The organism is Rhodopseudomonas sp. G2_2311 (genome assembly GCF_047501505.1).
Classification (GTDB): domain Bacteria; phylum Pseudomonadota; class Alphaproteobacteria; order Rhizobiales; family Xanthobacteraceae; genus Rhodopseudomonas; species Rhodopseudomonas palustris_H.
Genome location: NZ_JAZDRK010000009.1, coordinates 158,174 through 170,851, shown reverse-complemented (window position 1 = coordinate 170,851; position 12,678 = coordinate 158,174). Strand labels below are relative to the sequence as shown.

General features: G+C 66.5%; 12 protein-coding genes. 6 read left to right on the top strand and 6 right to left on the bottom strand.

The genetic code is table 11. The annotated features are described in order from the left end of the window. The first annotated feature begins 215 nt into the window (after positions 1–215). Both VRZ08_RS14405 and VRZ08_RS14400 read left to right on the top strand, forming a co-directional pair. On the top strand, positions 216–1,352 hold the full coding sequence (locus tag VRZ08_RS14405; RefSeq protein ID WP_414532969.1) for a thiolase family protein: 1,137 nt from the start codon (positions 216–218) through the stop codon (positions 1,350–1,352). Continuing rightward, entirely contained in the window at positions 1,349–1,714 is a 366-nt protein-coding gene (locus VRZ08_RS14400; RefSeq protein WP_414532968.1) for a Zn-ribbon domain-containing OB-fold protein, read from the top strand. The genes VRZ08_RS14405 and VRZ08_RS14400 overlap by 4 nt, the downstream gene beginning before the upstream one ends. A 58-nt stretch (positions 1,715–1,772) precedes the next feature. Here the strand turns inward: VRZ08_RS14400 and VRZ08_RS14395 are convergent, their stop codons facing one another. The 4 genes from VRZ08_RS14395 to VRZ08_RS14380 form a co-directional block, all read right to left on the bottom strand. Beyond that, positions 1,773–2,327: a hypothetical protein gene (locus tag VRZ08_RS14395; protein WP_414532967.1), complete on the bottom strand. Its 555-nt coding sequence runs from the start codon at positions 2,325–2,327 to the stop codon at positions 1,773–1,775. Between the two features lie 120 nt (positions 2,328–2,447). After that, positions 2,448–4,517, bottom strand: a complete 2,070-nt coding sequence (locus tag VRZ08_RS14390) for a TRAP transporter permease (RefSeq protein WP_414532966.1) — start codon at positions 4,515–4,517, stop codon at positions 2,448–2,450. Positions 4,518–4,543: 26 nt separating this feature from the next. Beyond that, the gene (locus VRZ08_RS14385) at positions 4,544–5,701 is read right to left on the bottom strand and encodes a TAXI family TRAP transporter solute-binding subunit (protein ID WP_264052848.1); all 1,158 of its coding nucleotides are present in this window, start codon (positions 5,699–5,701) and stop codon (positions 4,544–4,546) included. Positions 5,702–5,885: 184 nt separating this feature from the next. After that, positions 5,886–6,107 (bottom strand): acetyl-CoA carboxylase biotin carboxyl carrier protein subunit, encoded by a 222-nt coding sequence (locus VRZ08_RS14380; RefSeq protein WP_414532965.1) that lies wholly within the window; start codon positions 6,105–6,107, stop codon positions 5,886–5,888. A 280-nt stretch (positions 6,108–6,387) separates the two neighbouring features. On the opposite strand from VRZ08_RS14380, the gene VRZ08_RS14375 reads away from it, so the two are divergent. Then, on the top strand, positions 6,388–7,353 hold the full coding sequence (locus tag VRZ08_RS14375) for an IclR family transcriptional regulator (RefSeq protein WP_414532964.1): 966 nt from the start codon (positions 6,388–6,390) through the stop codon (positions 7,351–7,353). Next, the gene (locus tag VRZ08_RS14370; RefSeq protein ID WP_414532963.1) at positions 7,262–8,821 is read left to right on the top strand and encodes an acyl-CoA carboxylase subunit beta; all 1,560 of its coding nucleotides are present in this window, start codon (positions 7,262–7,264) and stop codon (positions 8,819–8,821) included. Before VRZ08_RS14375 ends, VRZ08_RS14370 begins: the two co-directional genes overlap by 92 nt. Positions 8,822–9,020: 199 nt before the next feature. Here VRZ08_RS14370 and VRZ08_RS14365 read toward each other — a convergent pair whose 3' ends face one another. Both VRZ08_RS14365 and VRZ08_RS14360 read right to left on the bottom strand, forming a co-directional pair. Beyond that, complete coding sequence (locus VRZ08_RS14365; RefSeq protein WP_414532962.1) at positions 9,021–10,307, bottom strand: MFS transporter; 1,287 nt, start codon at positions 10,305–10,307, stop codon at positions 9,021–9,023. A gap of 121 nt (positions 10,308–10,428) precedes the next feature. Next, the gene (locus VRZ08_RS14360) at positions 10,429–11,199 is read right to left on the bottom strand and encodes an enoyl-CoA hydratase (RefSeq protein ID WP_414532961.1); all 771 of its coding nucleotides are present in this window, start codon (positions 11,197–11,199) and stop codon (positions 10,429–10,431) included. Between the two features lie 143 nt (positions 11,200–11,342). Here VRZ08_RS14360 and VRZ08_RS14355 point away from each other — a divergent pair, with 143 nt between their 5' ends. Then, entirely contained in the window at positions 11,343–11,918 is a 576-nt protein-coding gene (locus VRZ08_RS14355; protein ID WP_414532960.1) for a PaaI family thioesterase, read from the top strand. Positions 11,919–11,991: 73 nt separating this feature from the next. Beyond that, positions 11,992–12,660 (top strand): TetR/AcrR family transcriptional regulator, encoded by a 669-nt coding sequence (locus tag VRZ08_RS14350; RefSeq protein WP_346295120.1) that lies wholly within the window; start codon positions 11,992–11,994, stop codon positions 12,658–12,660. Positions 12,661–12,678 lie beyond the last annotated feature (18 nt).

Genomic DNA, 12,678 nt, shown 5'->3' with positions numbered 1-12,678 from the left:
CTCCCCGCAAGGGGGAGGGGAGCGGGCAATGCTCCGCGCGTAGTTGATCGTCTCCCGCAGTATCACTGTGCTCGCGTTCGTCATTCCGGGACGCCGCGAAGCGGCGAGCCCGGAATCCATAACCACCGTCGGCGAGTATGGATTCCGGGCTCGCGCCAACAGGCGCGCCCCGGAATGACGAACGCGATGGGGTTTGTAACAGGCAGGCGGCGATCATGAGCTACATCACTGGCGTCGGCCTCACGCCGTTCGGCAAGATCGATGGCTCGACCACGCTCAGCCTGATGCGCGAGGCCGCGGAGGCGGCGATCGCCGACGCCGGCCTGAAGCGCGGCGACATCGATGGGCTGCTGTGCGGCTATTCGACCACGATGCCGCACATCATGCTGGCGACGGTGTTCGCCGAGCATTTCGGCATCCGGCCGAGCTATTGCCACGCGGTGCAGGTCGGCGGCGCCACCGGCATGGCGATGGCGATGCTGGCGCATCAGCTGGTCGAGAGCGGCGCGGCCAAGAACATTCTGGTGGTCGGCGGCGAGAACCGGCTGACCGGACAGAGCCGCGATGCCTCAGTGCAGGCGCTGGCGCAGGTCGGTCACCCGATCTACGAGGTCCCGCTGGGGCCGACCATCCCGGCCTATTACGGCCTGGTGGCCTCGCGCTACATGCACGACCATGGCGTCACCGAGGAAGACCTTGCCGAGTTCGCGGTGCTGATGCGCAGTCACGCCATCACTCATCCGGGCGCACAATTTCACGAGCCGATCAGCGTCGCCGAGGTGATGGCGTCGAAACCGATCGCCTCGCCGCTGAAGCTGCTCGATTGCTGCCCGGTGTCGGACGGCGGCGCCGCGCTGGTGATCAGCCGCGAGCCGACCACCGAACATCGCATCAAAGTGCTCGGCTGCGGTCAGGCCCACACCCATCAGCACGTCACCGCGATGCCCGCCGGCGGACCGTCCGGCGCCGAGCAGTCGATCGCGCGGGCCTGGGCGGCGAGCGGCGCTGCGCTGTCTGACGTGAAGTATGCAGCGGTGTACGACAGCTTCACCATCACGCTGCTGATGCTGCTCGAAGACCTCGGGCTCGCAGGTCGAGGTGAAGCGGCGGCGCGGGCGCGGGACGGTTCCTTCTCGCGGAACGGCGCGATGCCGCTGAACACTCATGGCGGACTATTGAGCTACGGCCATTGCGGCGTCGGCGGCGCAATGGCGCATCTGGTCGAGACGCATCTGCAGATGACCGGCCGGGCCGGTGATCGTCAGGTGCACGATGCCTCGGTGGCGCTGCTGCACGGCGATGGCGGCGTGCTGTCGTCGCATGTCAGCATGATCCTGGAGCGGGTGCGATGAGCGAGATGGCGATGCCCGATTGGACAGGCGGGGAGCCGACGATCACCTATCAGCGCTGCGGCGGCTGCGGCGCGGTGCAGTATTTCCGCCGGGATTTTTGCGCGGCCTGTGGCGGCGAGGAACTGACGACGATGGTCGCGAGCGGCGAGGGCGTGGTGTGCGCCGCGACTCTGGTGCATCGCGCCGCCACTGCGGAGGCGCGAGCACATGTGCCGTTCAAGATCGTGCTGGTCGATTGCGCCGAGGGATTCCGGATGATGGCGCATGGTGCGAACGATCTGGTGATCGGCGACCGCGTCCGCGCCGGGTTCACCAGCTTCACCGACCAGTTGGTGCCGATGTTCGAGAAGCTGCCGCGCTGATCACCTGACGTGCAGCGGCGGGCGCGCGGAGCCCGCCGCGTTTGGACATCTCAGAAATTCAGCCGCCCCACACCCGGACGACGCGCTGGGTATTGGGGTCGAGCTCGACATTGCCGCGGTCGGTCCGGTAGTCGCGGGTCAGCATGTCGCCGGTGTGATAGACGCGGAGCAGTTTGCCGGTCAGGTCGCATTCCGATGATGTCGCGGTGAAGATCAGCCACGGGATCGGATCGTCGTCGCCGCGAAACAGCGAGATCGCCTGGGCGAGTTCTTCGGCGTCGCCGAACGTCGCTTCCCGGGTGCTGCTGCGGGCGTGGATGCGGACACCGCGCAGCGCTTTGCTCGGGCCCCAGTAGTCGGCGGGATCGCGCGGGATGGTGGCTTCGCCGACGATCGGTGTGATCACCGGCAGCACGATTCCGGTCGGTGCATCGGCGACGAAATCGAAGTCCTGAATGCCGTCGTCCGGTGGCCGGATGTAGAACCACGGCGACAGCCGCGGTTGCTTCCATCCAGAGGTTGGCACCGTGCCGTGGGTCACGATATGGATCTGTGGAGGCTTGGTCTTGACCAGGCTGAGCTCAACCGAAGTGACTTCCAATACACGCTGCATTGCAAAGCTCCTTGGTTTGAAACGCCAGGATGCTCAACCAATGCGGGTGGTGTGTCCAGGGAAATCAACCTGCAGCCCGCGGCGGCGTCGGTGCTGTGACCGGCGCCGCGGCGGTAACTGCTACACGATGGGGCGGGCGAGGCGCTGACCGCCGCCGTCGCCGCGGCGGACCAGCAGCAGCGCGATCGCCAGCGTCGGCACCAGCAGGCACAGCCCGAGCGAGGTGACCTGAACCTGCGACAGCGGGTTGATGCCGCCGCCCGGCGTCGCCAGCACGAAGCCGCCGATCACCAGTGCGATGCGCAGCGGCCATTCCAGCGCGCCGGCGCGGCGGAGATTGCCGATGCCGACCTGATAGCCCTGGATGCCGCCGCAGATGCACAGCGTGCCCGCGGCCGCCAGCGTCAGCAGGCCGAGCGCGGCGAGATACGGGCTCGGCCCCTGCAGCACCAGCGCCGGGTTCATCACGAAGAAGAACGGGATGAAGTAGATGATGCTGCCCACCCACATCGATTCCCATCCGGTCTTCATCGCTGGAGATCCGGCGATGCCGGCGGCCGCAAAGGACGCAATCGCGACCGGTGGCGTGATCGACGACAGCATGCCCCAATAGAAGATGAACATGTGCACCGCCATCCGGTTCAGCCCGAGCTTCTCCAGCGCCGGCGCCACCAGGATCGCCAGGAAGATGTAGCAGGCGGTGGTGGTGAGGCCGAGGCCGAGGATCAGGCTGGTGATGGCGCACATCGCCAGCAGCAGGAAGGCGTTGTCGCCGGCCAGCCGCAACAGATCGGCCGCGAGGCTGGAGATCACGCCGGTCATCGAGAACGCGCCGATCAGCAGGCCGCAGCCGGCCAGGATGCCGATCAGCTCGACGAAGGTGCGGCCGTTGACTTCCAGGAAGCGGACGATGCTGCCGAGAGTCCAGCGGGTCTCCTTGGAGAAGATCTGGTTGAGCACCAGCAGCAGCGCGGTGGCGTAGAATGGCGCGTGGCTCTCGCGCTTGAAGTACAGCAGCATCACCACCAGCAGGGCGATCACGAAGGCGTAGTACCAGCCTTCCTTCAGCGTCTGCCACAGGCTCGGCAGTTCCGAGCGCGGGATGCCCTCGAGCCCGTGCCGCGCCGCATAGGCGTCGACCTGCATGAACAGGCCGATGTAATACAGCGCCGCCGGCACGATCGCGGCGAGCGCGACCTCGGCATAGGAGACGTTGAGGAACTGCGCGATGACGAACGCGGTGGCGCCCATCACCGGCGGCGCCAGCACCGCACCGGTCGAGGCACAGGCTTCGATCGCCGCCGCATAGGAGGCGCGGAAGCCGCTCTTCTTCATCACCGGGATGGTCATGGTGCCGGCGGTGAGCACGTTGGAGATGATCGAGCCCGACATCATGCCGAGCAGCGCCGAGGCGAAGATGCAGACCTTGGCGGCGCCGCCGCGGAACGTGCCGCAGATCGAGAACGACAGGTTGATGAAGAACTTTCCGGCGCCGGTCAGCATCAGCGCGGTGCCGAACACCAGAAAGCCGATCACGGTGTCGGCGAACGCCTGAATCGGAATGCCGAGCAGGCTCTCGCCGGACAGCACGTGGTAGGCGGTCGCCTGTTCCAGCGTCGACTGCGAGCCGCCGAGCGGGCCGAGCCAGCGCGCGCCGGCGAACAGCGGATACACCGTGAACGGAAACACGCAGAGCAGCAGGCTCCAGCCGCCGGTCCGCCGCAGCGCCTCCATCAGCAGCGCCCACATCACCAGGCCGGCGATGAACACATGCGTCGGCGCGCCGCCGAACTCCCAGCCGGCTTCGGCCGCTTTCCGGATGGAGCTCATCAGCACCAGCGCCGCCACCACGGTCGCGGCGAACAGGGCGATGTCGTACAGCGGCACGCGGTCGAGCCGCGCGGTCGATGTTCCCGGGAAGATCAGGAAGGTGAACGGCAGCATCAGCGCAATCAGGAGATAGAAGTACTCCGTATTGAGCTGGGTGTAGCCGATGAAGAAGCGGAGCGAGAACTGCTGGTTGATGCACAGCAGGATGGTGGCCGCGGCGGCGGCCACCAGCGCCCAGCGCCAGAAGCCGGTCAGGCTCCGGACGCGGGTGACTTCGGCTTCCTGCATGTTGTCGACCGAGTGCGGATCGTCGAGCACGATCCGTTTGGTCGGGCGGGCGGCGGATTCAGCAGCGCGCATGGCGATGTCCCCGGCGTTGCGATGCGTTACTCGAACCCGTTCGGCAGGCCGGCCCGCTTCAATGCCGCGGCCCGCGCTGTCATCCAGCCGTCGCGGAATTCCTGATCACCGGACGGCGCCGCGGCTGCGTACTGCTTCCAAGCCGCGGCCAGCACCTCCTGGCGCTTGATCAGCCCGTCATTGTGAGTCTGATCCTCGGCGGTCCACTGGCCGGCTTCCTTCAGCGCCTTCACCGCGCCGGGATGGAACGGCACCACCCATTTCATCGTCTGGGTCTTCACCGCGAGGCCGGTCGCGCCGGGAGCGCTGTCCTTATAGGCGTCGTAATCGACGATCATCGCCTTGGTGATCGAGTACACCTGATCGGCCGACTGCGTCGCGTACACGGTGGCGATCGGATATGGGTAGTTCGACAGCTCGATCGGCTTGCCGGGCTGATGCGCGGCGCCGCAGCTCGACATCGCCGGATTGAAGAACGGCGCAACCTTCTTGACGCGTTCCCACGCCGCCTTGTCGGCATGCGGCATCGGCGGCCAGATCAGGCCGCGAGGCGAGTTCTCGGCTTCCTTGGCCGGGCCGGTGATCGTCGTTCCGAACGCGGCGTCGACGTCGTTGTTGACCAGGCCCTTCCACATCGCGCCGTAGCTGGCGAATTCGACGATCTTGACGTCGTCCTTGGTGAGGCCGCCATAGGCCATGATGCCGAGCGCATTCTGGTTGAGCGCCGGCGAGCCGACCACGAAGCCGACGCGCTTGCCGCGCAGATCCTTGATCTCCTTGACGCCGATGTCGGCGGCGACGCCGAGCGAGGAGCCGTTGCAGTCGACCACGCTGAGGGTGATCTGCAGCGGCTGCGGCCCCCATTCCTTGGCGCCGAACTCGAACACGCCTTCCTGCGCGAAGTAAGTGCCCGATCCCATCCAGGCGAGCTGGGCGCGGCCGTTGCGCAGCGGGGCTAGGCGGGCGACGTCGTTGCCCGCGGGCAGCACGCGGACGTCGGTTCCGTGCTTGTCCTTCATCATCTTGCCGACCGCGACCGCGATGTTGAAACCGGCGGTGCCGGTGTCGTACGCGGTGAATGCCATCGTGGTTGGTAGCTTGATGTCGTCAGCACGCGCGGAGGTTGTAGTGATCAGCGCGCAGCCCACGGCGAATGCCGCGAGCGGACCGAAACGTCCCGTCATGTTTCTCTCCCGAGCGCATCCGCTTTGCGGATTGCTTTGTTATCAGGAGAGCATGTCACCGCAGTCGAGTGATGGCAACGCGATGGCCGCGTCGTCTGCACACGACATCGCCGCCGGGTGATGCGACATTACGTCCCGGTTGATGGCGATCTTGGTACGCAGCGTGACGGTTGTGCGCGGCAGCTCAGCCTTCGATCACCGCGACGAGCTGGCCTTCGGCAACGACATCGTCGAGGGCGACGTGCAGCGACTTCAAGGTTCCGTCGGTCGGAGAGGCGACCGGGATTTCCATTTTCATCGCTTCGACAAAGACGATGTCGTCGCCTTCACCGACGCCGTCGCCGATCGACAGCGGCAGCGCGCAGACGCGGCCCGCGACTTCGGTGACGATCTTGATCTCGGCCATCGGTGTTCCTCCGGTAGGTTTGTTGTTGTCGGTGCCGGGTTCCGCTGCTGCGGTCGCAGCCAAAAATCTTGCGCCGAGTGGTTACGCGTGGGGCCTTGCGCAGCGTCAAGCGATGTTGTCGGCGCAATTTGCCTGATGTAGCTTTGTCTTCAAGCGGAATTATATTCCGCCTAGCGAAACTAGAAGACGTAACAAGAAACCAAGAACGTAAGATGTGCCGGGTCGGGACGTTGGGCACTCCCGGTGCATCGGGCATCATAACCACGCAGGATAAAAAGACATGGGACGACGCTCAGAACGACTCTGCAGGCAGGGGGATGTGGCCGGTGACGGCGATGTGATTCAGGTGGTGTCGCGCGCGTTCGACGTGCTGCGCTGCTTCGAAGGTCACGACGTCCGGCTCGGCAATCTCGAAATCTCCAACCGCTGCGGCTTGCCGCGCTCGACGGTGTCGCGCCTCACTCACACCCTGACCCGGATGGGCCAGCTGGTGTATCTGCCGCGCGATCAGAAGTATCGCATCGGCCCCTCGGCGGTCGCGATGAGCACGTCGATGACGCGCGGCCTGCAGCTGCGTAATCTCATCCGCTCGCGCCTGCAGGAGGTCGCCGACCAGATTCCCGGCACTATCGGCTTCCTGATTCCGGATCGCTTCCATCTGGTCTATCTCGAATTCGCCCGCGCCGCGCACGCGCTTGGCCTGCATTCGACCACCGGCAGCCGCATCTCGATCAGCCGCACCGCGGCCGGTCACGCCTATGCGGCGTCGCTCGACGACAACGTCGCCGCCTCGCTGGTGACGGAGATCCAGCGTGAAGCACCGGCCGATGCGGCCCTGCTGAGCGAGCGGATCGAAACCGACCGCGCGATGCTGCGCGAGCGCGGCTATGTGGTGTCGTGCGGTCTGTTCAGCCCGCACATCAACGGCATCGCCGTGCCGATCTGGTCGCCGCAGTACCAGACCTACGTGATGGTGACGATCGGCGTGCTGGCCGCGATGTACGACGAACAGCGGCTGCACGATGAAGTGGCGCCGGCGCTGCTCAAGCTTGCCGCGGCGATCGAGCCGCTGGTGCAGAATGCGGATGGCGGCCTGGTGGCGGTGCGCCCGTCTGGAAACAATAACAAAAAGACGATCAGGCCGGAGGGAATGAATGAGTTGGAAGCCGGAGCTCGACGAGCTGGCCCGGCGCGAGAACTTCGCGCGGCAGATGGGCGGCATCGACAAGGTCAAGCGCCAGCATGACCAGGGCCGGCTCACGGTCCGTGAGCGCATCGATCGGCTGAGCGATGCCGGCAGCTTCCACGAGATCGGCGCCGTCGCCGGTCTCGGCGACTACGACGCCAATGGCGAACTGATCAATCTGACCCCGGCGAACTGCGTGTTCGGCCGGGCGAAGATCGACGGCCGCACCGTCGTGGTGGTCGGCGACGATTTTACCGTGCGCGGCGGTTCGGCCGATGCGTCGATCCATGCCAAGCCGCAGATGGCGGAGGAGATGGCGCACGACTATCGCCTGCCGATCATCCGCGTGATCGAGGGATCGGGCGGCGGCGGCTCGGTGAAGACGATCGAGAGCAAGGGCGCCGCCAATCTGCCGGGCGGCGTCGATGGCACCCGCTGGTACTGGTACACGACGGCGAACCTCGCGCAGGTGCCGGTGGTGGCGCTCGGGCTCGGCTCGGTCGCGGGCCTCGGCGCGGCGCGGCTCGCCGCCAGTCACTATTCGATCATGACCCGCAGTTCGGCGATGTTCGTCGCCGGTCCGCCGGTGGTGGCGCGGCTCGGCCAGGATCTCACCAAGCAGGAGCTCGGCGGCGCCGATATCCAAACCCGCGCCGGCGCGATTGACCATGCGGTCGACACCGAGGAAGAAGCCTTCGCCTGCGCGCGGCGCTTCCTGTCGTACTTGCCGTCGTCGGTGCATGAATTGCCGCCGACGGTTGCTTGCGACGACGATCCGGAGCGATCCGACGAGAAGCTCCTGAAGGCAGTGCCGCGTAATCGCCGGCAGGTCTACAAGATGCGGCCGATCATCGAATCGGTAGTCGATCAGGGCTCGTTCTTCGAGATCGGCTCGGTGTTCGGCCGTTCGATCATCACCGGCCTCGCACGACTCGAGGGGCGGGCGGTGGCGGTGCTGGCCGGCGATCCGTATCACTACGGCGGGTCGTGGACCTCGGACACCTGCCAGAAGGTCATTCGCTTCGTCGATCTCGCCGAGACCTTCCATCTGCCGGTGGTGTATCTGATGGATTGCCCCGGCTTCATGATCGGACTCGAAGCCGAAAAATCGGCGACGATCCGCCACGGCGTCCGTGCGATGACGGCGGTCAATCAGTCCACCGTGCCGTGGTGCACGATCATCGTCCGCAACGCCTTCGGCGTCGCCGGCGTGGTGCACCAGCCAGCCAACCGGTTCTCGATGCGCTATGCGTGGCCGTCGGCGTATTGGGGCTCGCTGCCGCTCGAAGGCGGCATCGAAGCGGCGTATCGCGCCGACCTCGATGCCGCGGAAGACCGCGACGCCAAGATGCGCGAGATCGAGGAGCGGCTGAACAAATTGCGTTCGCCGTTCCGCTCGGCCGAGAAGTTCTGGGTCGAAGAGATCATCGATCCGCGCAAGACGCGTTCGCTGCTCTGCGAATTCGCGCGCCTCGCCGAACCGCTGCGCAAGCCCGGCGTCGCGACCGGCATGCGGATGCGGCCGTAAGCCTTCCAATCTCTCCCCGCAGCGCGGGGAGAGGTCGACCGGCGCAGCCGGTCGGGTGAGGGGCCAGGCACTGAGGTTGCCGAACGCGCAGCCTCTCGGGCCTGATGACTTGTCTTCCTGATAATTTGGACGCGCTGAAGGGCCGTGTCTTGCCCCTCACCCCAACCCTCTCCCCGCGAAGGGCGGGGAGCGCTTCTGTTCACGCCACCGCCGGCTTGGCAGCCTTGCTGATCGTCAGCGCGGCTGCGGCGGCGATCACGCACAGGGCGCCGGCGATGAAGAAGGCCGGCAGGTAGCTCGCCAGCAGGTCGCGCGACAGGCCGGCGCCGAATGCAGCGGTGGCGGCGCCGAGTTGATGGCCGGCGAAGATCCAGCCGAACACCAGATTGGCACGCTCCGGGCCGAACTTCTGGGCCGTCAGCCGCACCGTCGGCGGCACGGTGGCGACCCAGTCCAGGCCGTAGAACACCGCAAACAGCGACAGCCCGTAGAACGAGAAGTCGGTGAACGGCAGCGCCAGCAGGCTGAGTCCGCGCAGGCCGTAGTACCAGAACAGCAGCCAGCGATTGTCGTAGCGGTCCGCCAGCCAGCCCGACAGGATGGTGCCGATGAAATCGAACACGCCCATCGCTGCGAGCAGGCCCGCGGCCTGCACCTGCGGGATGTTGAAGTCGGCGCACAGCGGGATCAGGTGAACCTGCACCAGGCCGTTGGTCGAGGCGCCGCAGATGAAGAAGGTGCCGAACAGCACCCAGAACACCCGCGTCTTGGCCGCGTCGCGCAGCGCGCCGAGCGCGGCGGCGGCGATCGAGCCCGGCGCAGCCTGCGCCGACAGTGGCACCGGCTCGGTGCTGGTGTCGCCATAGGGCTGCAGCCCGACGTCGCTCGGCCGGTTGCGCATTGCGATCAGCACCGCGACTGCGGCGATGCCGATCAGCGCGCAGACATAAGCCATTGCGATCCGCCAGCCGTAGCGTTCGGTGAGCGAGGCTAGGATCGGGAGGAACACGAGCTGTCCGGTGGCGACGCTCGCGGTCATCATGCCGATCACCAGGCCGCGGCGGGCGACGAACCAGCGCGTCGCCACCGTGGCGCCGAGCACCAGCGCGGTGAGGCCGGTGCCGACGCCGACCACCACGCCCCACAGCAGCATCAATTGCCACAGCGACGTCATCGCCAGCGACGCGACCAGTCCGATCGCGACCACCAGAAGCGCGGTCAGCGTAACTTGCCGCAGGCCGAACCGGTTCATCAGCGCTGCGGCGAATGGCGCCATCAGCCCGAACAGCACGAAGCGGATCGACAGCGCGGACGAGATATCCGCGGTGCTCCAGCCGAATTCCTGCTGCAACGGAACGATGAACACGCCAGGCGCCCCGACCGCGCCGGCATTGACCAGCGCGGTGAGAAAGGTGACGCCGACCATCACCCAGCCGTAGTGGATGTTGCGGCGGGCCAGCGCGGCAGCGAGGGCGTCGGAGATCATGCGGCGGTCCTGTCGGCGAGCGCGCCGGCGGCAACGGCGGCCGGCTGATTGAAAATGATGGCCATCATATAAATTACCGGCGGCAACGCAACTCGGGGATTCCCAAGATCGCGTGAACAGCTCAGCGTTTGCGGTTGATGAAGTCCGCCATCAGCGCCTGCGGCTCGCCGGTCAGGTACGACTGACCGAACACCTTGACCGAATGCGCAACCGCCTGCGGCAGCGGCATGTCTTCCCACGCCGCCATCAGCGCCTTCTGCGCCCGCATTGCCTGCGGCGCGCCGGCGAGCAGTGCGCCGACCAGATGTTCGACCGCAGCGTCGAGCTCGCCGGGCGGCGCGATCTTGTCGATCAGTCCCCAGGCAAGAGCGGTGTCGGCGTCGATGTTTTCTGCTGCCATCACCAGGAAGCGCGCGCGCGACCAGCCGATCAGCCGCGGCAGCAGGGCGGCGTGGATCACCGACGGAATCCCGACCCGCACTTCGGGCATGCCGAATTTGGCATCGTGCGTCGCGACACGGAAATCGCAGGCGGCGGCGAATTCCAGGCCGCCGCCGAGGCACCAGCCGGGAATCCGCGCGATCACCGGATAGGGCACGGCGCGCACCGCCTCGCACAGTTCCGCAAGGCCGGTGATGAAGCGCTCGGCGGAACTCTGATCGAGCGTGGCCATCTCGTTGATATCGGCGCCGCCGATCATGCTGCGTTCGCTCTGGCCGGCGACGATCAGCACGCGCAGACCCTCATCCGCTGCGAGTTGCTGCAATCCGTCCCGGACATCGGTGATCACCGCGGTGTTCAGGATATTGAGCTTGCCGGCGTTGCAGATGGTGAGGCGCGCGACGCCGCGGGAATCGCGGTCGACGCCGCAATGGGGGTTGAGCATCTGCATGTCGGATCTCGTCAGCGAGGGGCGGGATAGGCGCGGCATCATGCCCGGCAATGCTGGGGGGCTGTCAAGCATCCCGCCGGCGCGCTTGTCGTGACCCGGGATTTATAATATGAGTATCGTCATATAAAAACAGGAGCCCGCCGATGACGATGCTCGATGCCGCTGCGCCGCCCGATCTCACAGGCCTGTTTGCGGCCGCGCAGCGCCGCAGCCGCACCGTCGAGTGGCAGGAGCCGGGGCCGGTCGCACGCGCCGCGATGACGATGTCCGGCCTGGAGGTGATGCAGGCGATCCGCGACGGCCGGTTGCCGCCGCCGCCGCTTGCGCGGCTGATCGGCTTCAAGATGGCCGAAGTGCATCCCGGCCGGATCGTGATGCAGCTCGATCCGGACCAGAGCCTGGAGAACACCGCGGGCCTGCTCCACGGCGCCATTGCGGCCGCGCTGCTCGACACCGCGATGGGCTGCGCGATCTCGACGCGCCAGCCGGCCGGGCAGGGCTCGGTGACGATGGATCTGAAGCTCAGCTATCTGCGGCCGTTGTCGGTGCGGTCCGGCACGATCATGGCCGAGGGGCGGGTGGTGAAATTCGGCCGGCAGTCGAGCTACACCGAGGGCTTCGTCTACGACGGCGAAGGCAAGCTGGCGGTGCACGCCACTGCAACTTTTGCGATGCTCGGCGGCGCGCCTGCTGCGGCGCCACATCCGCACGATTCCTGAGGTGAACCGAAACTTGAGGCAGACACCCGCGTTCGGTGTCATAATATGATCCTGAACATGGCATGGATCGCCGATGCGCTATTCGAAGGAACATAAGCAGGAGACCCACGACCGCATCGTCCGGCGGGCGTCGGTGAAGCTGCGCGAGAAGGGCGCCCACGGCATCGGCGTCGCCGATCTGATGAAGGACGCGGGCCTCACGCACGGCGGGTTCTACGCGCATTTCGCATCGCGCGAGGCGCTGGTGATCGAGGCCTTCAGCTACGCGATGGACCGCTCGACCGAGCGCTGGCGCAAGCTGGCGGAGGAGCTGCCGCCGGAGCAGCGGCTAGCCGCGCTGGTCGACGGTTATCTCAGTGCCAACCACCGCGACGATCCCGGCCGAGGCTGCGCAGTGCCGGCGCTCGGCGCCGAGATTGCGCGTGAGAGCCCCAAGACCCGCAAGGCGTTTGCCGCCAAGCTCGACGACATGATCGCGATGATTGCGGCGCAATATGTCGATGCTCCGCCGAAGACGGCACGGAAGCAGGCGATGGCGGCGCTGGCGACCATGATGGGAACGTTGGTGTTGGCGCGGATTGCCGGCAGCGGCGAATTGTCCGACGAAATTCTCGCCGCCGGCCGCGAAGCCGCATTGGCCGAGGCCGGCGCCGCTGCGCCGAAGAAGCCGGCGCGGGTGATCACGGCCAAGCCGAAAAAGGCCGCCGCCAAGGTTGCGACACGGTCGGCCGCGCAAGACTGAAACCTGCTTGCAATGGTC